General features: G+C 56.9%; 22 protein-coding genes. 3 read left to right on the top strand and 19 right to left on the bottom strand.

What is annotated here, in order from left to right; all coding sequences use genetic code 11:
• Nucleotides 1–49 precede the first annotated feature (49 nt).
• The 19 genes from glmU to rpmH all read right to left on the bottom strand — a co-directional run bounded on the left by glmU (nt 50) and on the right by rpmH (nt 17519).
• Nucleotides 50–1417 (bottom strand): bifunctional UDP-N-acetylglucosamine diphosphorylase/glucosamine-1-phosphate N-acetyltransferase GlmU, encoded by a 1368-nt coding sequence (glmU, locus tag CKW18_RS10385; protein ID WP_095188716.1) that lies wholly within the window; start codon nt 1415–1417, stop codon nt 50–52.
• Nucleotides 1418–1535: 118 nt separating this feature from the next.
• Nucleotides 1536–1961 (bottom strand): F0F1 ATP synthase subunit epsilon, encoded by a 426-nt coding sequence (locus tag CKW18_RS10390; RefSeq protein ID WP_016772407.1) that lies wholly within the window; start codon nt 1959–1961, stop codon nt 1536–1538.
• A 45-nt stretch (nt 1962–2006) separates the two neighbouring features.
• Nucleotides 2007–3386, bottom strand: coding sequence for a F0F1 ATP synthase subunit beta (atpD, locus tag CKW18_RS10395; RefSeq protein WP_007911961.1), 1380 nt, complete (start codon nt 3384–3386; stop codon nt 2007–2009).
• A 27-nt stretch (nt 3387–3413) separates the two neighbouring features.
• On the bottom strand, nt 3414–4274 hold the full coding sequence (atpG, locus tag CKW18_RS10400; protein ID WP_007911960.1) for a F0F1 ATP synthase subunit gamma: 861 nt from the start codon (nt 4272–4274) through the stop codon (nt 3414–3416).
• Between the two features lie 50 nt (nt 4275–4324).
• Entirely contained in the window at nt 4325–5869 is a 1545-nt protein-coding gene (gene atpA, locus CKW18_RS10405) for a F0F1 ATP synthase subunit alpha (protein WP_016984064.1), read from the bottom strand.
• Between the two features lie 21 nt (nt 5870–5890).
• Nucleotides 5891–6427 (bottom strand): F0F1 ATP synthase subunit delta, encoded by a 537-nt coding sequence (locus CKW18_RS10410; RefSeq protein ID WP_007911956.1) that lies wholly within the window; start codon nt 6425–6427, stop codon nt 5891–5893.
• 12 nt (nt 6428–6439) lie between these two features.
• Nucleotides 6440–6910 (bottom strand): F0F1 ATP synthase subunit B, encoded by a 471-nt coding sequence (locus CKW18_RS10415; protein WP_003229781.1) that lies wholly within the window; start codon nt 6908–6910, stop codon nt 6440–6442.
• Nucleotides 6911–6969: 59 nt separating this feature from the next.
• Nucleotides 6970–7227, bottom strand: coding sequence for a F0F1 ATP synthase subunit C (atpE, locus tag CKW18_RS10420; RefSeq protein ID WP_003097235.1), 258 nt, complete (start codon nt 7225–7227; stop codon nt 6970–6972).
• 133 nt (nt 7228–7360) lie between these two features.
• Nucleotides 7361–8230, bottom strand: coding sequence for a F0F1 ATP synthase subunit A (gene atpB, locus CKW18_RS10425; RefSeq protein ID WP_095188717.1), 870 nt, complete (start codon nt 8228–8230; stop codon nt 7361–7363).
• A 16-nt stretch (nt 8231–8246) separates the two neighbouring features.
• Nucleotides 8247–8654: a F0F1 ATP synthase subunit I gene (locus CKW18_RS10430; RefSeq protein WP_003229783.1), complete on the bottom strand. Its 408-nt coding sequence runs from the start codon at nt 8652–8654 to the stop codon at nt 8247–8249.
• Between the two features lie 148 nt (nt 8655–8802).
• On the bottom strand, nt 8803–9675 hold the full coding sequence (locus CKW18_RS10435; RefSeq protein WP_095188718.1) for a ParB/RepB/Spo0J family partition protein: 873 nt from the start codon (nt 9673–9675) through the stop codon (nt 8803–8805).
• Nucleotides 9676–9684: 9 nt separating this feature from the next.
• Complete coding sequence (locus tag CKW18_RS10440) at nt 9685–10482, bottom strand: ParA family protein (RefSeq protein WP_008084406.1); 798 nt, start codon at nt 10480–10482, stop codon at nt 9685–9687.
• A gap of 18 nt (nt 10483–10500) precedes the next feature.
• The gene (gene rsmG / locus CKW18_RS10445; protein WP_095188719.1) at nt 10501–11145 is read right to left on the bottom strand and encodes a 16S rRNA (guanine(527)-N(7))-methyltransferase RsmG; all 645 of its coding nucleotides are present in this window, start codon (nt 11143–11145) and stop codon (nt 10501–10503) included.
• Complete coding sequence (gene mnmG, locus CKW18_RS10450; RefSeq protein WP_095188720.1) at nt 11142–13040, bottom strand: tRNA uridine-5-carboxymethylaminomethyl(34) synthesis enzyme MnmG; 1899 nt, start codon at nt 13038–13040, stop codon at nt 11142–11144. Before mnmG ends, rsmG begins: the two co-directional genes overlap by 4 nt.
• A gap of 551 nt (nt 13041–13591) precedes the next feature.
• Complete coding sequence (gene mnmE, locus CKW18_RS10455; RefSeq protein WP_095188721.1) at nt 13592–14962, bottom strand: tRNA uridine-5-carboxymethylaminomethyl(34) synthesis GTPase MnmE; 1371 nt, start codon at nt 14960–14962, stop codon at nt 13592–13594.
• A gap of 81 nt (nt 14963–15043) precedes the next feature.
• The gene (gene yidC / locus CKW18_RS10460) at nt 15044–16726 is read right to left on the bottom strand and encodes a membrane protein insertase YidC (RefSeq protein ID WP_095188722.1); all 1683 of its coding nucleotides are present in this window, start codon (nt 16724–16726) and stop codon (nt 15044–15046) included.
• Between the two features lie 2 nt (nt 16727–16728).
• Nucleotides 16729–16974 carry a membrane protein insertion efficiency factor YidD gene (gene yidD / locus CKW18_RS10465; RefSeq protein ID WP_095188723.1) on the bottom strand — a complete coding sequence of 82 codons (246 nt, stop codon included), beginning with the start codon at nt 16972–16974 and terminating at the stop codon, nt 16729–16731.
• A complete protein-coding gene (gene rnpA / locus CKW18_RS10470) occupies nt 16967–17368 on the bottom strand; it encodes a ribonuclease P protein component (protein ID WP_045122860.1) in 402 nt (133 codons plus the stop codon). Before rnpA ends, yidD begins: the two co-directional genes overlap by 8 nt.
• 16 nt (nt 17369–17384) lie before the next feature.
• Nucleotides 17385–17519 carry a 50S ribosomal protein L34 gene (gene rpmH / locus CKW18_RS10475; protein ID WP_003213577.1) on the bottom strand — a complete coding sequence of 45 codons (135 nt, stop codon included), beginning with the start codon at nt 17517–17519 and terminating at the stop codon, nt 17385–17387.
• A 566-nt stretch (nt 17520–18085) separates the two neighbouring features.
• Here rpmH and dnaA point away from each other — a divergent pair.
• From dnaA to recF, 3 genes are read left to right on the top strand one after another with little or no spacing between them, the layout of a single operon-like run.
• A complete protein-coding gene (gene dnaA, locus CKW18_RS10480) occupies nt 18086–19609 on the top strand; it encodes a chromosomal replication initiator protein DnaA (protein WP_095188725.1) in 1524 nt (507 codons plus the stop codon).
• A gap of 39 nt (nt 19610–19648) precedes the next feature.
• Entirely contained in the window at nt 19649–20752 is a 1104-nt protein-coding gene (gene dnaN / locus CKW18_RS10485) for a DNA polymerase III subunit beta (protein WP_007911887.1), read from the top strand.
• A gap of 14 nt (nt 20753–20766) precedes the next feature.
• Nucleotides 20767–21870: a DNA replication/repair protein RecF gene (gene recF, locus CKW18_RS10490; protein WP_095188726.1), complete on the top strand. Its 1104-nt coding sequence runs from the start codon at nt 20767–20769 to the stop codon at nt 21868–21870.
• Nucleotides 21871–21873: the final 3 nt, after the last annotated feature.

The following is a 21873-nucleotide window of genomic DNA, read 5'->3' on the forward strand; positions in this document are numbered from 1 at the left end:
AGCCCGCTCCCACATTGGGTTTGCGTGGCTAAGTCAGGCTGTGGATAGCTCAGTCCTTTTTGATTTTCACCGGACGCTTCCAGCCATCGATGTTCTTCTGCCGCGCACGCCCAACGGCCAACTGCGCGTTATCTACATTCTGTGTGATGGTCGAACCGGCCGCGGTAGTTGCGGCGTTGGAGATATCCACAGGGGCAACCAACGAGTTGTTGGAACCAATGAACACATCTTCGCCTATCACGGTCTTCCACTTGTTGGCGCCATCGTAGTTGCAGGTGATGGTTCCCGCGCCGATGTTGGTGCGCGCACCGATTTCGGCGTCGCCCAGGTAAGTCAGATGTCCGGCCTTGGCGCCTTCGCCCATGTGGGCGTTCTTCAGTTCAACAAAGTTACCCACATGGGCACGCGCTTCAAGCACAGTACCCGGGCGCAGGCGAGCAAACGGACCGGCATCACTGCCTTCGCCGAGTATTGCGCCTTCAATGTGAGAGTTGGCTTTGATGACCACACCTTTGCGTAGGGTGCTGTCTTTGATCACGCAGTTCGGACCAATGATCACGTCGTCTTCAATGACCACGTTGCCTTCGAGAATCACGTTGATGTCGATCAGCACATCACGACCGACGGTGACTTCGCCACGCACGTCGAAACGCGCCGGGTCACGCAGTGTTACGCCTTGGGCCATCAGACGACGACCGGCGCGCAATTGGTAATGACGCTCTAGCTCGGAGAGTTGCTTGCGATCGTTGGCACCCTGCACTTCCATCGGGTCATGTGGCTGTTCGGTGGCCACTACCAGACCATCGCTGACCGCCATTTCGATCACGTCGGTCAGGTAGTACTCGCCCTGAGCGTTGTTATTCGACAGACGACTCATCCAGTCGGCCAGACAATTGGCCGGTACCGCGAGAATGCCGGTGTTGCCTTCAGTGATCGCACGCTGCGCTTCGCTGGCATCTTTATGCTCGACGATGGCGGCGACCTTGCCCTCGGCGTCGCGGACGATACGGCCATAGCCGGTCGGGTCATCCAGCTCTACGGTCAACAAACCCATCTGGCCAGGCACAACATGCTTGAGCAGACGCTGCAGGGTTTCGACTTCGATCAGCGGCACATCACCGTAAAGAATCAGCACGGTGTCGGCCGTAATGAACGGCACAGCCTGGGCTGTGGCGTGGCCGGTGCCCAACTGCTTGTCCTGCAGCACAAAATTCAGATCGTCTGCGGCCAGACGCTCACGCACCACATCGGCACCGTGGCCAATAACTACGTGAATGCGTTGTGGATCGAGTTGTCGGGCGCTGTGGATAACATGGCCCAACATGGAATTGCCGGCAATCGGGTGCAACACCTTCGGCAGTGCCGAACGCATACGAGTGCCTTGACCGGCCGCGAGGATAACGATTTCGAGAGACATGACTGGCTACCAATCCTGGGTGGTCAGCAACTGCGACCGGGGTTGTAAAAATCGGAAAAGAAAAAAGGGTAGCCGAGGCTACCCTTTTTTATCAATCACACAACAAGTGGCTGACGGATTAACCGCCAAACTTCTTGCGGATCTGCTGGACGGTGCGCAGCTGAGCTGCAGCCTCGGCCAGACGTGTGGCAGCGGCGCCGTAATCGAAGTCCGCGCCTTTTTCGTTCAGGGCATTCTCGGCAGCCTTGAGAGCTGCTTGAGCCTGAGCTTCATCCAGGTCGGCAGCACGTTGCACGGTATCGGCAAGTACCTTGACCATGTTCGGCTGAACCTCGAGGAAACCACCGGAGATGTAGAACACCTCGGCTTCCCCGCCTTGCTTGATCAGGCGGATCGGACCTGGCTTCAGATTAGTGATCAGCGGCGCGTGACCCAGAGCGATACCAAGATCACCCAGTGCACCGTGCGCAATCACCATCTCGACCAGGCCGGAAAAGATTTCCCCTTCCGCGCTGACGATATCGCAATGGACTGTCATAGCCATCTGATTGCCTCAACCTAAATTAGCGCCCGTTGCCGGGCGCCGGGATTACAGTTTCTTGGCTTTCTCGATCGCTTCTTCGATGCCGCCAACCATGTAGAACGCTTGTTCTGGCAGGTGGTCGTAGTCACCGTTGAGGATGCCTTTGAAGCCAGCAATGGTGTCTTTCAGGGAAACGTATTTACCCGAAGCACCGGTGAAGACTTCAGCCACGAAGAACGGCTGCGACAAGAAGCGCTGGATCTTACGAGCACGGTTAACCAACTGTTTGTCGGCTTCCGACAGCTCGTCCATACCCAGGATCGCGATGATGTCTTTCAGCTCTTTGTAACGTTGCAGAACGTACTGAACGCCGCGAGCGGTGTCGTAGTGGTCCTGGCCGATTACGTTCGGATCCAGCTGGCGCGAAGTCGAATCCAGTGGATCTACCGCTGGGTAGATACCCAGGGAAGCGATGTCACGGGACAGAACGACGGTGGCGTCCAAGTGGGCGAAGGTGGTCGCTGGCGACGGGTCGGTCAAGTCGTCCGCAGGTACGTATACCGCTTGGATCGAGGTGATCGAACCTTCCTTGGTCGAAGTGATACGTTCTTGCAGAACGCCCATCTCTTCAGCCAGGGTCGGCTGGTAACCTACTGCCGAAGGCATACGACCCAGCAGTGCGGATACTTCAGTACCGGCCAGGGTGTAACGATAGATGTTGTCGACGAACAGCAGAACGTCGTTACCTTCGTCACGGAACTTCTCGGCCATGGTCAGGCCGGTCAGTGCTACGCGCAGACGGTTACCCGGCGGCTCGTTCATCTGACCGTAAACCAGTGCCACTTTGTCCAGAACGTTGGAGTCCTTCATCTCGTGGTAGAAGTCGTTACCCTCACGAGTACGCTCACCCACACCGGCGAACACGGAATAACCGCTGTGCTCGATGGCGATGTTACGGATCAGTTCCATCATGTTTACGGTTTTGCCTACACCGGCACCACCGAACAGACCGACTTTACCGCCTTTGGCAAACGGGCAAACCAGGTCGATAACCTTGATGCCGGTTTCCAGCAGGTCGTTGCCGCCTGCCTGTTCAGCGAACGAAGGCGCTGGACGGTGAATGCCCCAACGCTCTTCGGTGTCGATTGGACCCGCTTCGTCGATTGGGTTACCCAGGACGTCCATGATCCGGCCCAGGGTCGCTTTACCGACCGGTACGGAGATGGCTGCGCCAGAATCGGTAACTTCCAGACCGCGCTTCAAGCCCTCGGTGGAACCCATCGCAATGGTGCGAACCACGCCGTCGCCCAGCTGTTGCTGAACTTCCAGAGTGGTTTCGGCCGCGCTCACTACTTTCAGCGCGTTGTAGATGCTCGGTACGCTGTCGCGTGGAAATTCCACGTCGATAACGGCGCCGATGATTTGAACGATACGTCCGCTACTCATAGCTGGATCCTCTGAATATTTGAACCGTTAAACCGCGGCAGCGCCGCCGACGATTTCCGAGATCTCTTGGGTGATCGCAGCCTGACGCGCCTTGTTGTAGATCAGCTGCAAATCGCTGATCAAATCACCGGCGTTGTCGGTAGCGTTCTTCATCGCGATCATCCGCGCAGCTTGTTCAGCCGCATTGTTCTCGACCACCGCCTGGTAGACCTGCGACTCGACGTAACGGACCATCAAGCCGTCAAGCAGCTCTTTGGCATCCGGTTCGTAGAGATAGTCCCAGTGGTGCTTGAGATCCTGATCCGGGGTTGCCACCAGTGGAATCAACTGCTCCACGGTAGGCTGTTGCGTCATGGTGTTGATGAACTTGTTGGACACCACGGACAGGCGATCAATACGGCCGTCCAGGTAGGCATCCAGCATCACCTTGACGCTGCCGATCAGATCATTGATCGACGGCTCTTCACCCAGGTGGCTGATAGCTGCAACGACGTTACCGCCGAAGTTACGGAAAAAGGCCGCACCCTTGCTACCAACGACACACAGATCAATTTCGACGCCGTTTTCGCGGTTTACCGCCATGTCCTTGACCAGGGCCTTGAACAGGTTGGTGTTCAAGCCGCCGCACAAACCACGGTCACTGCTCACGACGACATAACCAACACGCTTGATTTCGCGGTCGATCATGAACGGGTGGCGGTATTCCGGGTTGGCGTTGGCCAGATGCCCAATTACCTGGCGGATACGCTCCGCATAAGGACGGCTAGCAGCCATGCGCATTTGTGCCTTGCGCATTTTGCTGACCGCCACTTTTTCCATGGCGCTGGTAATCTTTTGCGTGCTTTTGATGCTCGCAATCTTACTGCGAATCTCTTTTGCGCCTGCCATGTAACACCTATCAGGTTAGCAAGCGGGAGCCTCGCGGCTCCCGCTGCGGCTTACCAGGTTTGGGTGGCCTTGAACTTCTCGATACCGGCTTTCATGCCAGCGTCGATTTCGTCATTGAAGTCACCTTTAACGTTGATCTTGGCCATCAAATCGGCGTGATCGCGGTTGAAGAAAGCAATCAGCGCTTGTTCGAAGCTGCCGATCTTGGCGATTTCAATGTCAGTCAGGAACCCACGCTCAGCGGCATACAGCGACAGCGCCATGTCAGCGATCGACATTGGTGCGTATTGCTTCTGCTTCATCAGCTCGGTAACGCGCTGACCATGCTCAAGTTGCTTACGGGTCGCTTCGTCCAGGTCAGAAGCGAACTGGGCGAATGCCGCCAGTTCACGGTACTGAGCCAGAGCGGTACGGATACCACCGGACAGCTTCTTGATGATCTTGGTCTGAGCGGCACCACCCACACGGGATACCGAAACACCGGCGTTCACTGCAGGGCGGATGCCCGAGTTGAACATGGCCGATTCCAGGAAGATCTGACCGTCGGTGATGGAAATCACGTTGGTCGGAACGAACGCGGAAACGTCGCCAGCCTGGGTTTCGATGATCGGCAGTGCGGTCAGGGAACCGGTTTTGCCGGTCACTGCGCCGTTGGTGAACTTCTCTACGTACTCTTCCGAAACGCGGGATGCGCGCTCCAGCAGACGGGAGTGGAGATAGAACACGTCGCCTGGGTAAGCTTCACGGCCTGGTGGACGGCGCAGCAGCAGGGAAATCTGGCGGTAAGCCACTGCTTGCTTGGACAGATCGTCATAAACGATCAGCGCGTCTTCACCGCGGTCGCGGAAGAATTCACCCATGGTGCAACCGGAGTACGGTGCCAGGAACTGCAGCGCAGGAGATTCCGAAGCACTGGCAGCCACGATGATCGTGTTGGCCAGGGCGCCGTTTTCTTCCAGCTTGCGAACCACGTTGGCGATGGTCGATTGCTTCTGACCGATTGCTACGTAGACGCAGAAAATGCCGCTGTCTTTCTGGTTGATGATCGCGTCGATCGCCAGAGCGGTTTTACCGATCTGACGGTCACCGATGATCAGCTCACGCTGGCCACGGCCGACAGGGATCATGGCATCGACAGCCTTGTAGCCAGTCTGTACAGGCTGGTCTACCGACTTACGCCAGATCACGCCCGGTGCAACTTTCTCGACCGCGTCGGTCTCGGTGTTGCCCAGTGGACCTTTGCCGTCAACAGGGTTACCCAGTGCGTCGACTACGCGACCCAGCAGTTCCTTACCAACCGGAACTTCGAGGATGCGGCCGGTGCACTTGGCGCTCATGCCTTCAGCCAGAGACTGGTAAGCGCCCAGTACAACGGCACCTACGGAGTCTTGCTCCAGGTTGAGGGCCATACCGTAGACGCCGCCCGGAAACTCGATCATCTCGCCGTACATTACGTCGGCCAGACCGTGAATCCGCACGATGCCGTCAGATACGCTGACGACAGTGCCTTCGTTACGGGCTTGGGAGGTCACATCGAGCTTGTCGATGCGGCCCTTGATAATTTCACTTATTTCGGAAGGATTGAGTTGCTGCATTGCTCTGCTGCCCCTTCAAACTCAAGATTTCAATGCTTCGGCAAGTTTCGCGATTTTGCCGCGAATCGAGCCATCGATAACCAGGTCGCCGGCGCGGATAACGACACCACCTATAAGGGCAGCATCCTCCGCAACTTGCAGGCGCACTTCCCGGTTGAGTCGTGCACTGAGAACCTTGGCGAGTTTGTCTTGCTGTTCTTGGTTCAATGCGAAAGCACTGGTCACTTCAACGTCTACCGACTTCTCTTGTTCGGCCTTGTACAGGTCGAAAAGAGCGGCGATCTCCGGCAGAAGCGGGAGACGGTCGTTTTCGGCAACGACGTTGATGAAGTTCTGTGCCTTGGCATCAAACTTGTCGCCGCACACGTCAATAAACGTGGCGGCCTTTTCTGCGCTCGTCAGTCGCGGGGCCTTGAGCACGCGCTGCATGGTGTCGTCTTGCGACACCGCTGCAGCCAGGCCGAGCATGGCTGACCAATTGGCCAGTTGCTGGTGGGCCTGAGCGTGCTCGAAGGCCGCCTTAGCGTAAGGTCGGGCCAACGTGGTCAGTTCTGCCATGATCGCCCTCGCTTAGATTTCAGCAGCCAGTTGGTTAACCAGCTCTGCGTGCGCGTTTTGATCGATTGTGGCACCCAGGATCTTCTCGGCGCCGCCGACAGCCAGCAAGCCCACTTGGGCGCGCAGCTTGTCTTTGACACTGTTCAGTTCCTGTTCGATCTCGGCTTGAGCCTGAACCTTCACACGGTCAGCGTCGACACGGGCCTTTTCAACGGCCTCTTCGACAATCTGGTTACCGCGTTTCTTGGCTTGCTCGATGATTTCAGCTGCCTGAGCTTTCGCTTCGCGCAGTTGCTGACCCGCTTTTTCTTGGGCCAACTCCAGGTCGCGAGCTGCACGGCTGGCAGCGTCCAGACCATCAGCGATCTTCTTTTGACGTTCGTGCAGAGCAGCGATGACCGGAGGCCATACATACTTCATGCAGAACAGTACAAAAATCAGGAACGCAACGGACTGGCCAATCAGGGTCGCATTAATGTTCACGCCAACACCTCGCAGTTACGTTGTCCATCACATCAAATTACTCGGAAGAATCCGGGTAATTAGCCAGCGATCTGACCAACGAACGGGTTCGCAAAGGTGAAGAACAGAGCGATACCAACACCGATCATGGTTACGGCGTCGAGCAGACCGGCAACGATGAACATTTTAACTTGCAGCATTGGAACCATTTCTGGCTGACGCGCTGCGCCTTCCAGGAACTTGCCGCCCAGCAGGCCGAAACCAATTGCGGTACCCAGTGCGCCCAGGCCGATCAACAGTGCAACAGCGATAGCGGTTAGACCAACTACAGTTTCCATCTTTCCTCCCGACTTTTACGTCGTATGGTTTAGGTTTTTTAGATTAAAGCGGTAAAACAAATCGTTTCAGGTGCCCTGTGAAGAGCCCCTTCCCGTTTGACCGGGAAGGACATCAGACTAGTCGAAACTGGTCTTAATGGTTTTCTTCGTGCGCCATCGACAGGTAGACGATGGTCAGCATCATGAAGATGAACGCCTGCAGCGTGATGATCAGGATGTGGAACACAGCCCACGCCCACTGCAGAACAACGCCCAGGCCGCTCAGCCAGAGCAGGCCGCTGCCGAACATCACAGCGATCAGAATGAACACCAGCTCGCCGGCATACATGTTGCCGAACAGACGCAGAGCCAGGGAGATCGGCTTGGCGATCAGGGTCACGAATTCCAGCAGGAAGTTCACCGGGATCAGCAGGGCCTGAACGAAGATGTTCTTGCTGCCGAAAGGGTGCAGGGTCAGTTCGCCGATGAAGCCGCCGATGCCCTTGACCTTGATGCTATAGAAAATGATCAGTGCGAAAACCGAGAGCGCCATGCCCAGAGTCGCGTTCGGGTCGGTAGTCGACACGGCGCGGAACGGGATGTGCTGGTCGCCGGAGATCAGGATGGCCAACTGAGGAATCCAGTCGACCGGAATCAGGTCGACGGCGTTCATCAGGAACACCCAGACGAAGATGGTCAGTGCCAGCGGTGCAATCACCGGGCTACGGCCATGGAAGCTGTCTTTCACGCTGCCATCGACGAATTCGACCAATACTTCAACGAAGTTCTGCAAAGCACCCGGCTGACCCGACGTTGCCTTTTTTGCCGCCATGCGGAAAAGAAGGACGAAGATCAGACCCAACGCAACCGACCAGCCGAGGGTATCGACGTGGAAAGCCCAGAAGCCCATTTCTTTGGCTTCTGCTGCGGTATGGGCAAAGCCCCAGCCGCCGTTAGGTAGCTGACCGAAGGTCAGGTTCTGCAAGTGGTGCTGGATATAGCCCGAAGCGGTTGTTTCTGCCATGGTTGCCTCAAACGCCCTAAGGTCTCGAAAGTCTTGTTCTCATCAGCAGGGGAGCGAACCAGCTGACCGACTGAGTCAGCACGAACGCGCCGAATACAGCTATCGGCGCCAATGGCTTCACACCTGCAAACACCAGAGCAAAAAGCACTGCTGTCAAAATCAGTTTGCCTGCCTCGCCGGCATAAAAAGACCGGACGATGGACTGGGCTGCTCGGGCGCCGGAAAACCGAAATGCCTTGTGAGCGAAATATACATTGGGCAGCAAGGCTATCAGGCCTCCGCAAAGTCCCGAGTATCCGGCAACGACTCCGTGCCATTGCCAGAGCGCCAAAGCGGCAATGAGCAAAATCACGAATTGAGCCATTAACACCGGAAAAACCGCCAGGCGATGGAACGGCAGGCGGTTTGGCTTGCGGGTTTCCATCACGTTTGCTCTCCAATGGTCGGCTGCCAGAATTCAATAACTTGGCATAATTTGTGCCGACAAAATGCGCGCAGAGTATAGGGGCGGTTCTGCCCCTATTCAACTGTCAGGTAGTGATTTCCGACTGCGCGCTACATGAGGAAATGTTTCAGCGGATGTGCGCGAGCACACCTTGAAGCTCATCGAGGGAGTTGTAACCGATCACCAACTGCCCTTTTCCCTTCTTCCCGTGGCGAATCTGCACCGCAGAGCCTAGGCGCTCGGCCAGACGCTGTTCGAGGCGGGCGATATCCGGGTCGGGTTTGGTAGCTTCCACAGGCTCCGGTTTACCACTCAACCACTGGCGAACCAGTGCCTCGGTTTGGCGCACGGTGAGGCCGCGTGCGACAACATGTCGCGCCCCTTCGACCTGCTGATTGTCCGGTAAACCGAGCAAGGCACGGGCATGACCCATTTCCAGGTCACCGTGCGACAGCATGGTCTTGATGACTTCCGGCAGCGCAATAAGCCGCAACAGGTTAGCCACAGTGACGCGGGACTTACCCACAGCGTCGGCGACCTGTTGCTGAGTCAGTTGGAATTCCTGCTGCAAACGCTGCAGGGCGACCGCTTCCTCGATCGGGTTGAGGTCTTCGCGCTGGATGTTCTCGATCAGCGCAATGGCAATCGCGGTTTCATCAGGGACATCGCGAACCATCGCCGGGATGGTTTCCTGCCCGGCTTGCTGGCTCGCGCGCCAGCGGCGTTCACCGGCAATGATCTCAAAGCGGCCGCCACCGATCGGGCGCACCACGATCGGTTGCATCACGCCTTGTGCCTTGATCGACTGCGCCAGTTCTTCCAGCGCCTGCGGATCCATATCCCGGCGAGGTTGATACTTGCCGCGCTGGAGCAGGTCCAGTGGCAGGTGCTGCAACTCACGGGTGTCCGCTTGCGCGGCTTGTTCTTCCAGCGAGCTGACGGTCGGACCACTCAGCAGTGCATCCAGTCCACGTCCGAGACCTCGTTTCTTGACGGCCATGGGGATTCCTTAAGTTGCCTGAGCGGCGGCGATGCGTGAATTTTTGCGCTGACGACGAACCATCTCGCCCGCCAGGGCCAGGTAGGCCAGCGCACCACGCGATTGCTTGTCGTAGGCCAGCGCCGGCATGCCGTAGCTCGGCGCTTCGGCCAGGCGGATGTTGCGCGGGATCACCGTGTCGTACAGCTGATCGCCGAAATGTTCCTTGAGCTGAGCCGAAACATCGTTCATCAGGCTCAGGCGCGGGTCATACATGGTCCGCAGCAGACCTTCGACTTTCAGGTTCGGATTGAGCAGTTCAGCGATGCGCTTGATGTTATCCACAAGGTCGCTCAAGCCTTCGAGTGCAAAATACTCGCACTGCATCGGGATGATCACCCCGTCAGCGGCGACCAGTGCGTTCAGCGTGAGCATCGACAGCGACGGCGGGCAGTCGATCAGAATGTAATCGTAGTTTTCACGGATCGGCGCCAGCGCGCTGCGCAGACGGCTTTCCTTCATCTGCATTTCCAGCAGCACCACTTCAGCGGCCGTCAGGTCGCGGTTGGCCGGCAGCAGTTGATAACCGCCGTGCTCGGAATAGTGCATGGCCTGAGCCAGATCGCATTCGCCGATCAGCAGGTCGTAGACCGAATTTTCCAGGCCGTGTTTATCCACACCGCTACCCATGGTGGCGTTGCCCTGTGGATCGAGATCGATCAACAGCACCCGGCGCTTGGTCGCGACCAGGGATGCTGCGAGGTTGATGCAGGTGGTGGTCTTGCCCACACCACCCTTCTGGTTCGCTATCGCGAATACCTTAGCCATTCTTGCTTGTGTTCCCAATCATGCCGTGCGGCGCAGTATCAGCAGATGGCGTTGGCCTTGGCAACCGGGTACGGCCAGGGCGTGTTCGCTATCGAGTTTGAAGTCTGCCGGCAATGCTACCAGCTCATCGGCTGGATGAACGCCCTTCATTGCCAGCCAGCGTGTGTCGGCGTCGCCCAGATGGCGAGTCCAGTTGGTGAAGTTTTCCATGCTGCTGAACGCCCGGGAAATGATTCCGTTGAACGGCTGAGCAGGCTGGAACGCTTCGACGCGACTGTGGATAACTTGCAGGTTATCCAGTTTGAGTTCAAGTTTGACCTGAGTCAGGAAGCGGGTTTTCTTGCCGTTGCTATCCAGACAGGTCACTTGCGCGTCCGGATACAGGATCGCCAACGGAATCCCCGGCATGCCTCCGCCGCTGCCGACGTCGAGCCAGCGACCGTTTTCGATAAACGACATCACGCTCAGACTATCGAGCAAATGACGCGAGACCATCTCGTCCGGATCGCGCACAGCGGTCAGGTTGTAGGCCTGGTTCCATTTGATCAACAGGGCCAGGTATCCCAGCAGTAATTCGTGCTGGGTTTCAGTGAGGTTGACACCGAGCTCGCGGGCTCCTGTGGATAACTCTTCGGCGTGTTGCGAAGTGACCTTAGAACTCAAGCGCTTTGCTCCAACTGACGGCCCGCGCCGCGTTTTTTCAAATGAATCATCAACAGCGAAATGGCTGCCGGGGTCACGCCCGGGATGCGCGAAGCCTGGCCAAGCGTCTCTGGACGAGTCGCGCCGAGCTTGCTCTGGATCTCCTTGGAGAGACCGGAAATGTTGGTGTAATCGATATCCACAGGCAGTTTCGTGTCTTCACTGGCGCGCAGACGGGCGATTTCGTCCTGTTGACGGTCGATGTAACCGGCGTATTTGGTCTTGATCTCTACCTGTTCGGCGACTTGTGGGTCTTCGGCACCGTCGCCAGTCACTTCGACCAGACCAGCGTAGTCGATTTCCGGACGGCTCAAGAGGTTGAGCAAGTTGTATTCGTGGGTCAGCGGCGTGCCGAATTTTTCCGCAATCGCATCGCCCTGCGGCGTTCCCGGGCGAACCCAGGTGCTTTTCAGGCGCTGCTCTTCCAGTTCGATGCTTTCGCGTTTCTTGCAGAAGGCCGCCCAACGCGCGTCATCGACCAGCCCCAGCTCACGACCTTTTTCGGTCAGACGCAGGTCGGCGTTGTCCTCGCGCAGGATCAGGCGGTACTCGGCGCGGGAAGTGAACATGCGGTACGGCTCTTGAGTACCGAGGGTGATCAGGTCATCGACCAGAACCCCGATGTACGCCTCATCACGGCGGGGACACCAGGCTTCTTTGCCTTTGGCACGCAATGCAGCGTTGGCCCCGGCGAGCAAACCCTGGGCCCCGGCTTCTTCGTAACCGGTGGTGCCGTTGATTTGCCCGGCGAAGAACAGACCGCCGATGACTTTGGTTTCGAGGCTGTACTTCAGGTCGCGCGGATCGAAGTAGTCGTACTCGATCGCATAACCCGGACGCATGATGTGCGCGTTTTCCATGCCGCGGATCGACTGCACGATCTGCAATTGCACGTCGAACGGCAAGCTTGTGGATATCCCGTTCGGATACAGCTCATGGGTGGTCAAACCTTCCGGTTCGATAAACACCTGATGGCTTTCCTTGTCGGCAAAGCGGTGAATCTTGTCTTCGATCGACGGGCAATAACGCGGGCCAATGCCTTCGATCTCGCCGGCAGCCGAATACATCGGCGAACGGTCGAGGTTCGCGGCAATGATTTCGTGGGTTCGGGCGTTGGTGTGGGTAATCCAGCAACTGACTTGGCGTGGATGCTGTTCTTTGTTGCCCATGAACGACATCACCGGGATCGGCGTATCGCCTGGCTGCTCGGTCATCACCGAGAAATCCACAGACTTGCCGTCAATACGCGGTGGCGTACCGGTTTTCAAACGACCGACACGCAATGGCAGTTCGCGCAAACGGTGGGCCAGGGCAATCGATGGTGGATCGCCGGCTCGACCGCCGGAAAAATTCTGCAAACCGATGTGGATAAGTCCACCAAGGAACGTACCGGTGGTCAACACCACGGAATCGGCGAAGAACCGCAGACCCATTTGCGTGACAACACCACGGACTTGTTCCTGCTCGACGATCAGGTCATCAGCAGCCTGTTGAAATATCCACAGGTTCGGCTGGTTTTCGAGAATTTCGCGGACAGCGGCTTTGTAAAGAATGCGGTCGGCTTGTGCACGGGTTGCACGCACGGCTGGGCCTTTACGGCTGTTCAACACGCGAAACTGGATGCCGCCCTTATCGGTAGCCATGGCCATCGCACCGCCGAGGGCGTCGATTTCCTTGACCAGATGGCTTTTGCCGATGCCACCGATCGCCGGGTTGCAACTCATGGCACCGAGGGTTTCCACGTTATGCGTCAGCAACAGGGTTTTTGCCCCCATACGTGCTGAGGCCAGTGCTGCCTCGGTACCGGCATGACCGCCGCCGATGACGATCACTTCAAAACGGGAAGGGAAATCCACCACGCACCTCGTGCCTGCTTAAGTAGGTAATTCAGGAATAGTTTGAGATCAGGTTTCTGAACCTGGTCGGCAAGTATAGGGACTTCGCCCTTCCTAAAGAACCCTTTGCACAAAATTTAACCAGCTGTGGAGAACTCGCGGTTAAAAAAATAAAAAAGAAAGAAATTTATAGAATCTTTGTTTTTATGTTTATTCTTACTGCCCCACCTTTCTGTGGATAGATCACTACAGACCTTTATATTCAATGTGTACAGAGATTCAAAACCCTGTGCTCATGTACCAATGAGGCCCTTGGATAACCAGTGTAAGCCTGTGGATGAAACGGGCAGTTATCCACAGAGGGGTTTATATCCAGTTTTCCGGCCCTGTTATCAACTGACCTCAGTGGCAGTTATTCACAGGGCTTAATCCACAGAAAATCGATGACCGGATGAATTCCGGGCACGAAAAAACCGCTCGAGCTGGAGAATCAGTCGGGCAATTGAGGCTGGTATTAAGAAAGTAGAAACAAAAACGGGCCACGAACGGGCCCGTTTGAATACAGCGGCGGATTATTTACCGATGCAGAAACTGGAAAAGATCCGTCCCAGCAGATCATCGGAGCTGAAGGCCCCGGTGATTTCCCCCAGAGAGTGCTGGGCCTGGCGCAGATCTTCGGCCAGCAGTTCACCTGCCCCCGCCAGAGTCAGCTGCGCGCGACCGTGTTCCAGCGCCGCACTGGCATGGCGCAAGGCTTCCAGATGCCGGCGACGAGCACTGAAACTGCTTTCCGAGGTTTGTTCGTAACCCATGCAGGCCTTGAGATGATCACGCAGTAATTCCAGACCTTCGCCTGCCGATTTGGCGCTCAGGCTGATGGTTACGTGGCCATCTTCGCTGACTTCCAGGGCAATGGCTTCGCCCGTAAGATCAGCTTTGTTACGAATCAGGGTGACCTTCGCCGGATCGGGGCGTACTTCAAGAAATTCCGGCCACAAGGCGAATGGGTCCAAGGCTTCTGGCGCCGTCGCATCGACGACCAGCAACACTTGATCCGCTTCACCGATGGCTTTCAATGCTCGCTCGACGCCGATCTTTTCTACCTGATCGTCGGTATCGCGCAGACCGGCGGTATCGACAACGTGCAGCGGCATGCCGTCGATGTGGATATGTTCGCGCAAGATATCCCGCGTGGTGCCGGCAATCTCGGTAACGATCGCCGCTTCGCGCCCGGCCAGAGCATTCAGCAGGCTGGACTTGCCGGCATTCGGTCGGCCAGCGATCACCACAGTCATGCCATCGCGCAACAAGGCACCCTGCCCGGCCTCGCGCAGCACTGTGGATAATTCATTGCGGACCTTGTCGAGCATGCTCAACACATGGCCATCAGCGAGGAAGTCGATTTCTTCTTCCGGGAAGTCGATAGCCGCTTCGACGTAGATGCGCAGGCCGATCAATTGTTCGGTGAGGTTATGCACACGCTGGGAAAACGCACCCTGCAAAGAACGCAGGGCGTTGCGCGCGGCCTGTGCAGAACTCGCTTCGATCAAGTCGGCGATCGCCTCGGCCTGGGCCAGGTCGAGTTTGTCATTGAGGAAGGCGCGCTCGCTGAACTCGCCCGGCCGTGCCAAACGGCAGCCCAGTTCCAGGCAACGCTTGAGCAACATGTCCAGAACGATCGGGCCACCGTGGCCCTGCAATTCCAGCACGTCTTCACCTGTGAATGAGTTCGGCCCCGGAAAGTACAGCGCCAGACCTTCGTCGAGCACCTGCTGGTCGTCACTGAAAAAAGGCCCGTAATGGGCATAGCGTGGTTTCAGTTCGCGGCCGGCGATGGCTTTGGCCGTAACACTGGCCAGCGGTCCGGAAATACGGACGATACCCACACCGCCGCGACCTTGGGCGGTGGCGACAGCTGCGATGGTTTCACGAGGTGCGCTCATAAACCGGAATCCAGACAAAAGTGGCAGATAGCAAAACGCCCCACTAGGGGGCGTTTTGAGTGGTGTTATCCACAGAGTAAGTTACGCCTCGGCTTTTTTCGTCGCCGCTTCGATCTTACGCGTGATGTACCACTGTTGTGCAATCGACAGGCAGTTGTTCACAACCCAGTACAGCACCAGACCAGCAGGGAACCAGAGGAAGAAGAAGGTGAAGATGATTGGCATCATTTTCATGACCTTCGCCTGCATCGGATCCGGAGGCGTCGGGTTCAGCTGCTGCTGGATGAACATGGTTGCGCCCATGATGATCGGCAGAATGAAGAACGGATCCTTGATCGACAAGTCAGTGATCCACAGCATGAATGGCGCCTGACGCATTTCCACGCTTTCCAGCAGAACCCAGTACAGCGAAAGGAAAACCGGCATCTGCACGAGGATCGGCAAGCAGCCGCCCAGCGGATTGATCTTCTCTTTCTTGTACAGCTCCATCATGGCTTGCGACATTTTCTGCCGGTCATCGCCATGTTGCTCTTTCAGTGCAGCCAGTTTCGGTGCAACGGCACGCATGCGCGCCATAGATTTGTAGCTGGCAGCCGACAGAGGGAAGAAAATACCCTTGATCAGCATGGTCAGGAAGATGATCGACCAGCCCCAGTTACCGACAATCGCGTGGATATGTTGCAGCAGCCAGAATATTGGCTGGGCAATGAACCACAGAATGCCGTAGTCGACGGTCAGTTCCAGACCTGGGGACAACTCTTTTAGCACAGCCTGGCTTTTCGGACCTGCGTACAGCACAGCGCTGGTTTCAACTTTGGCACCCGGTGCAGCGGTCAGAGTAGGACCGGTGTAACCGATGATGTAGTTGCCTTTGCTGTCTTTACGGGTCTGGACGATGTTGTTTTCGCCTTTTGCCGGAATCCATGCAGTCACGAAGTAGTGTTGCAGCCACGCTACCCAACCGCCGGTGACGGTTTCTTTCAGTTGGGCCTTGTCCATGTCCTTCATGGACACTTTCTTGTACGGCTCCGAACTTGTCCACAGGGCGGCGCCCAGGTAAGTCGCGGTGCCAGTCGCAGTAGTGGACGAAGGATCGGCGCTGCTATCACGCTTCAACTGGGCGAACATTGCGCCATTCCAGGGCTGAGCGCTCTGGTTATCCACAATGTAGGAAACGGCTACGTCATACAGGCCGCGTTTCACGGTGAAACGCTTGATGTAATTGACGCCGTCCTTGCTGAACTTCAGGTCGACAACCAGTTGGTCCTGACCGTCAGCCAGTTGATAAGTCTTCTTCTCCGAAGAGTAAACCGGACGACCGGCCGGATTTGCGTCCGGGCCATTGGTGCCGATCAGACCGCTTTGCGCCAGATAAACACGCTCACCGCCGTTATCGAACAGCTGGAACGGAACATCAGGACGATCCTGACGACGTGGATACAGAGGCAAGGTCAGTTGAGCAACGTCACCACCTTGTGGATCGATCGCAAGATCGAGCACGTCGGTTTTGATCTGGATCAGATCCTTGCTGGCGGCTACCGGTGTTTCGGCAGGTGCGCTGGTATCGCTAGCGGCGCGCGGAATATCGTCACTGGCGGCAGCATTATTGCCAGTGGCGGGGTCCGGCAAACCGGATGTAGTCGTACTGGAAGCAACATTCTGAGTCGGCAGGGCAGCCTGACCATAGTCCTGGTTCCATTTAAGAACCATAACGTAGGACACGATTGCCAGGGCGACGATCAGGATCGTGCGTTTGATATCCATGATTACTCGGCCATCGAAGAAGAACGGGAGGTAGGGATAGGTGGAACCGGGTCATAACCACCGGGATTCCACGGATGACAGCGACCTAAACGACGAAAGGTCAGCCAGCCACCGCGCAGAAGGCCATGAGTTTCAATGGCTTCATACGCGTAGCAGGAACAACTGGGGTAGAAACGACAGTGACTGGCCATCAAAGGACTAATGGCGTAGCGATAAAACTGGATCGGAACGAGGGCCAGTTTACGCATCTGGACTGTCTACCCCTACAGTTTCGGTGTTGACTGCTGGAACTGGCTTGTTACGGGCCAGACGCTTCCAGAGCTTGCCGAAATGCTGAATCAATTCGGGGTTTTCTACATCACCCAAACCTTTGCGCGCGACGATAACGATGTCCCAGCCGACCAGTGAATCCTGGTGCAGACGGAACGATTCGCGCATCAGACGTTTGAGGCGATTGCGCTCAACGGAGAGCTTTACGCTCTTTTTCCCGATAACCAGCCCGAGACGGGGGTGATCAAGATCGTTGTTGCGTGCAAGGAGCAGGAGATTTTTCCCCGGAACCTTGCCGGTAGGGGAGTCAAAGACTGCCTTGAAATGCCGGGGGGTAAGCAAACGCTTTTCCCGACTGAAGTCCTGACTCACCTCCAGTACCGGATTATCAAACTGCCAGACGCGCACGACCTTTGGCGCGACGACGCGACAGGACTGCGCGGCCGTTCTTGGTAGCCATGCGAGCACGGAAACCGTGGGTACGAGCGCGTTTGATAGTGCTTGGTTGGAAAGTACGTTTCATGTCGTGTTACCTGGTTCGTCCACAACGGGCCGGAATGGCCCCCGTTTTAAGAGACCGGGGATTCTAGAGAAAGCAAGCCTTCAGGTCAATTTCCAACCAACGTTTCCTTATAAATAGATCTCAGGGGCTTCTTCTTCTGAACACCTGCTCGCCATACATAAAAATAAAGAAGGGAATTATTTAAAGCTTTTCTGTAAAGCTTATAAAAGCTAGAGCGGCACTCGTCTGTGGATAACTGCCTCCAGACCATATTTCACTTGATGTACAGAGAATGACAACTACAGTTGGAAACCGTGGTCAGCCTGTGCTGCGCTGTCGGATAACCTGTGTGTGGAATGGTCTGTTATCCACAGGCAGGTTATCCACCGAGTTTTACCCCCACTTGTCCAGTGGCCTTAGTGGCGGTTATCCACAGAGCTTATTCACATACCGTTGGTCGCCTTTTCCCCGGTTAACGCATTGATAAATCATGAGCAGCGGGCAACCTGCATGTGGATAAGTGGGCGGCTCGCCGCTACAATGGCCGCTTGTTTTTGCCTCACCGGCTTTCAACTTAGGGGATATCCGTGTCAGTGGAACTTTGGCAGCAGTGCGTGGAGCTTTTGCGCGAGGAGCTGCCTGCCCAACAATTCAACACCTGGATCCGTCCACTACAGGTCGAAGCCGAAGGCGACGAGTTGCGCGTCTACGCACCGAACCGTTTTGTGCTGGACTGGGTCAACGAAAAGTACCTGGGGCGTGTCCTTGAACTGCTGGATGAGCACGGTAACGGCATGGCGCCAGCGCTTTCCTTATTAATAGGCAGCAAGCGCAGTTCGGCACCACGTGCAGCGCCAAATGCTCCGTTGGCGGCCGCGCAGGCTTCCCAGGCTCAGGCCAATGCCGCGCCGGCAAGCACACCAGCGCCTGCCCCGACGCCAGCTCCTGCCAAGCGCTCCACGCAGAAAACCGCCGAAGTCAGCCAAGAGCCGTCCCGTGACAGCTTCGATCCGATGGCCGGGGCCGCGTCGCAACAAGCCCCGGTTCGCGCCGAACAGCGCACCGTGCAGGTCGAAGGTGCGCTCAAGCACACCAGTTACCTGAACCGCACATTCACTTTCGAAAACTTCGTCGAAGGTAAATCCAACCAGCTCGCCCGCGCGGCGGCCTGGCAAGTGGCGGACAATCCCAAGCATGGTTACAACCCACTCTTCCTTTATGGTGGCGTTGGCTTGGGTAAAACTCACTTGATGCACGCGGTGGGAAACCATCTATTAAAGAAAAACCCGAATGCCAAGGTCGTGTACCTGCATTCCGAGCGTTTCGTGGCCGACATGGTCAAGGCGCTGCAACTGAACGCAATCAACGAGTTCAAGCGTTTCTACCGTTCGGTGGACGCCTTGCTGATCGACGATATTCAGTTCTTCGCCCGCAAGGAGCGCTCCCAGGAAGAGTTTTTCCACACCTTCAACGCCCTGCTTGAAGGTGGCCAGCAGGTCATTCTCACCAGTGACCGCTACCCGAAAGAAATCGAAGGCCTTGAAGAGCGCCTCAAATCCCGATTCGGCTGGGGCCTGACGGTTGCCGTCGAGCCGCCGGAGCTGGAAACCCGCGTAGCGATCTTGATGAAGAAGGCCGACCAGGCCAAAGTCGACTTGCCACACGATGCCGCGTTCTTCATTGCCCAGCGTATTCGCTCCAACGTCCGTGAGCTGGAAGGCGCGCTGAAACGCGTGATCGCCCACTCGCACTTCATGGGCCGCGACATCACCATCGAGTTGATTCGCGAATCGCTGAAAGACTTGTTGGCGTTGCAGGACAAGCTGGTCTCTGTGGATAACATTCAGCGCACTGTCGCCGAGTACTACAAGATCAAGATCTCCGACTTGCTGTCCAAGCGCCGTTCGCGCTCGGTCGCGCGTCCACGTCAGGTCGCCATGGCGTTGTCCAAGGAACTGACCAACCACAGCCTGCCGGAAATCGGCGATGTGTTTGGCGGCCGCGACCATACGACTGTTTTGCACGCCTGCCGCAAGATCAACGAACTTAAGGAATCCGACGCGGACATCCGCGAGGACTACAAGAACCTGCTGCGTACACTGACCACTTGATGAACACCAGCGCAGCTTATTAAGGCAAGGGACTAGACCATGCATTTCACCATTCAACGCGAAGCCCTGTTGAAACCCCTGCAACTGGTCGCAGGCGTTGTCGAGCGCCGACAGACCTTGCCGGTACTCTCCAACGTGCTGCTGGTTGTCGAAGGCCAGCAACTGTCGCTGACCGGTACTGACCTTGAAGTCGAACTGGTCGGTCGTGTGCAACTTGAAGAGCCGGCTGAAACAGGTTCCATCACCGTGCCTGCGCGCAAGCTGATGGACATCTGCAAAAGCCTGCCCAACGATGCGCTGATCGACATCAAGGTCGACGAGCAGAAGCTGGTGGTGAAGGCCGGCCGTAGCCGCTTCACCCTGTCGACCCTGCCGGCCAACGATTTCCCGACTGTTGAAGAAGGCCCGGGCTCGCTGACCTGCAGCCTGGAGCAAAGCAAACTGCGTCGTCTGATCGAACGCACCAGCTTTGCAATGGCCCAGCAGGACGTGCGTTATTACCTCAACGGTATGCTGCTGGAAGTGTCTGAAGGCATCATCCGCGCTGTGGCCACTGACGGTCACCGTCTGGCCATGTGCTCGATGAAAGCCGATATCGGCCAGCCTGATCGCCACCAGGTGATCGTGCCGCGCAAAGGTATTCTTGAGCTGGCACGTCTGCTCACCGAGCCGGACGGCAACGTCAGCATCGTGCTGGGCCAACACCACATCCGCGCCACCACCGGCGAATTCACCTTCACCTCTAAATTGGTCGACGGTAAATTCCCGGACTACGAGCGCGTTCTGCCGAAGGGCGGCGACAAGCTGGTGCTCGGCGATCGTCAGGCGCTGCGTGAAGCGTTCAGCCGTACCGCGATTCTGTCCAACGAGAAGTACCGTGGTATTCGTCTGCAACTGGCCAGCGGTCAGTTGAAGATCCAGGCCAACAACCCGGAGCAGGAAGAAGCGGAAGAAGAAGTAGGCGTTGAATACAACGGCGGCTCTCTGGAAATCGGCTTCAACGTGAGCTACTTGCTCGACGTGCTGGGCGTGATGACCACCGAGCAGGTTCGTCTGATCCTGTCCGACTCCAACAGCAGTGCGCTGGTGCAAGAGTCCGACAACGACGATTCGGCTTACGTCGTCATGCCGATGCGTCTGTAATCAGCTGACCCTGGATGTCCTTAAGTCGTGTTTCGGTCACCGCGGTGCGCAATCTGCACCCGGTGACCTTCTCCCCCTCCCCCCGCATCAATATTCTTTACGGCGCCAACGGCAGCGGCAAAACCAGTGTTCTGGAAGCCATTCATCTGCTGGGGCTTGCCCGTTCGTTTCGTAGCACGCGTCTGTTGCCGGTCATTCAGTACGAGCAACTTGCCTGCACCGTGTTCGGTCAGGTCGAATTGGCCGAGGGTGGTCAGAGTGCGCTGGGGATATCACGCGACCGTCAGGGCGAATTCCAGATCCGCATCGACGGCCAGAACGCCCGCAGTGCTGCGCAACTGGCGGAGATCCTGCCGCTGCAGTTGATCAACCCCGACAGCTTCCGTCTGCTGGAAGGTGCGCCGAAGATTCGCCGGCAGTTTCTCGATTGGGGCGTATTCCACGTTGAACCGCGGTTCATGGCCACTTGGCAGCGCTTGCAGAAGGCCCTGCGCCAGAGAAACTCTTGGCTGCGGCATGGTACACTTGACGCCGTTTCGCAAGCGGTTTGGGACAGGGAACTGTGCCAGGCCAGCGCTGAAATCGATGAATACCGCCGCGCCTACATCAAAGCCTTGAAACCAGTCTTTGAACAAACCTTGAGCGAGCTGGTTGAGCTCGAAGGTTTGACGCTCAGCTATTACCGAGGCTGGGACAAAGATCGGGAGTTGAGTGCCGTACTTGCCGGGTCCCTGCAACGGGATCAGCAGATGGGTCACACCCAGGCCGGGCCACAACGAGCTGATTTGCGTCTTAGATTGGGCGCACACAACGCCGCGGACATCTTGTCCCGGGGTCAGCAGAAGTTGGTGGTCTGCGCATTGCGGATTGCCCAAGGGCATCTGGTGAGCCAGGCCCGACGCGGTCAGTGTATTTATCTGGTGGATGACTTGCCGTCCGAACTGGACGAGAGCCATCGCCGTGCGCTGTGCCGTTTGCTGGAAGACTTACGCTGCCAGGTGTTTATCACCTGTGTAGATCACGAATTATTGAGGGAAGGCTGGCAGACGGAAACGCCAGTCGCTTTGTTCCACGTGGAACAGGGCCGTATCACCCAGACCCACGACCATCGGGAGTGAAGG

The organism is Pseudomonas sp. Irchel 3E19, assembly GCF_900187585.1.
Taxonomy (GTDB): domain Bacteria; phylum Pseudomonadota; class Gammaproteobacteria; order Pseudomonadales; family Pseudomonadaceae; genus Aquipseudomonas; species Aquipseudomonas baetica.

Bases quoted from the DNA above. Each gene is read 5' to 3' on its own strand.
- glmU (WP_095188716.1), bottom strand. From the start codon at position 1,417: ATGTCTCTCGAAATCGTTATCCTCGCGGCCGGTCAAGGCACTCGTATG.
- CKW18_RS10390 (WP_016772407.1), bottom strand. From the start codon at position 1,961: ATGGCTATGACAGTCCATTGCGATATCGTCAGCGCGGAAGGGGAAATC.
- atpD (WP_007911961.1), bottom strand. From the start codon at position 3,386: ATGAGTAGCGGACGTATCGTTCAAATCATCGGCGCCGTTATCGACGTG.
- atpG (WP_007911960.1), bottom strand. From the start codon at position 4,274: ATGGCAGGCGCAAAAGAGATTCGCAGTAAGATTGCGAGCATCAAAAGC.
- atpA (WP_016984064.1), bottom strand. From the start codon at position 5,869: ATGCAGCAACTCAATCCTTCCGAAATAAGTGAAATTATCAAGGGCCGC.
- CKW18_RS10410 (WP_007911956.1), bottom strand. From the start codon at position 6,427: ATGGCAGAACTGACCACGTTGGCCCGACCTTACGCTAAGGCGGCCTTC.
- atpE (WP_003097235.1), bottom strand. From the start codon at position 7,227: ATGGAAACTGTAGTTGGTCTAACCGCTATCGCTGTTGCACTGTTGATC.
- atpB (WP_095188717.1), bottom strand. From the start codon at position 8,230: ATGGCAGAAACAACCGCTTCGGGCTATATCCAGCACCACTTGCAGAAC.
- CKW18_RS10430 (WP_003229783.1), bottom strand. From the start codon at position 8,654: ATGGAAACCCGCAAGCCAAACCGCCTGCCGTTCCATCGCCTGGCGGTT.
- CKW18_RS10435 (WP_095188718.1), bottom strand. From the start codon at position 9,675: ATGGCCGTCAAGAAACGAGGTCTCGGACGTGGACTGGATGCACTGCTG.
- CKW18_RS10440 (WP_008084406.1), bottom strand. From the start codon at position 10,482: ATGGCTAAGGTATTCGCGATAGCGAACCAGAAGGGTGGTGTGGGCAAG.
- mnmE (WP_095188721.1), bottom strand. From the start codon at position 14,962: ATGAGCGCACCTCGTGAAACCATCGCAGCTGTCGCCACCGCCCAAGGT.
- yidC (WP_095188722.1), bottom strand. From the start codon at position 16,726: ATGGATATCAAACGCACGATCCTGATCGTCGCCCTGGCAATCGTGTCC.
- yidD (WP_095188723.1), bottom strand. From the start codon at position 16,974: ATGCGTAAACTGGCCCTCGTTCCGATCCAGTTTTATCGCTACGCCATT.
- rpmH (WP_003213577.1), bottom strand. From the start codon at position 17,519: ATGAAACGTACTTTCCAACCAAGCACTATCAAACGCGCTCGTACCCAC.
- dnaN (WP_007911887.1), top strand. From the start codon at position 19,649: ATGCATTTCACCATTCAACGCGAAGCCCTGTTGAAACCCCTGCAACTG.
- recF (WP_095188726.1), top strand. From the start codon at position 20,767: ATGTCCTTAAGTCGTGTTTCGGTCACCGCGGTGCGCAATCTGCACCCG.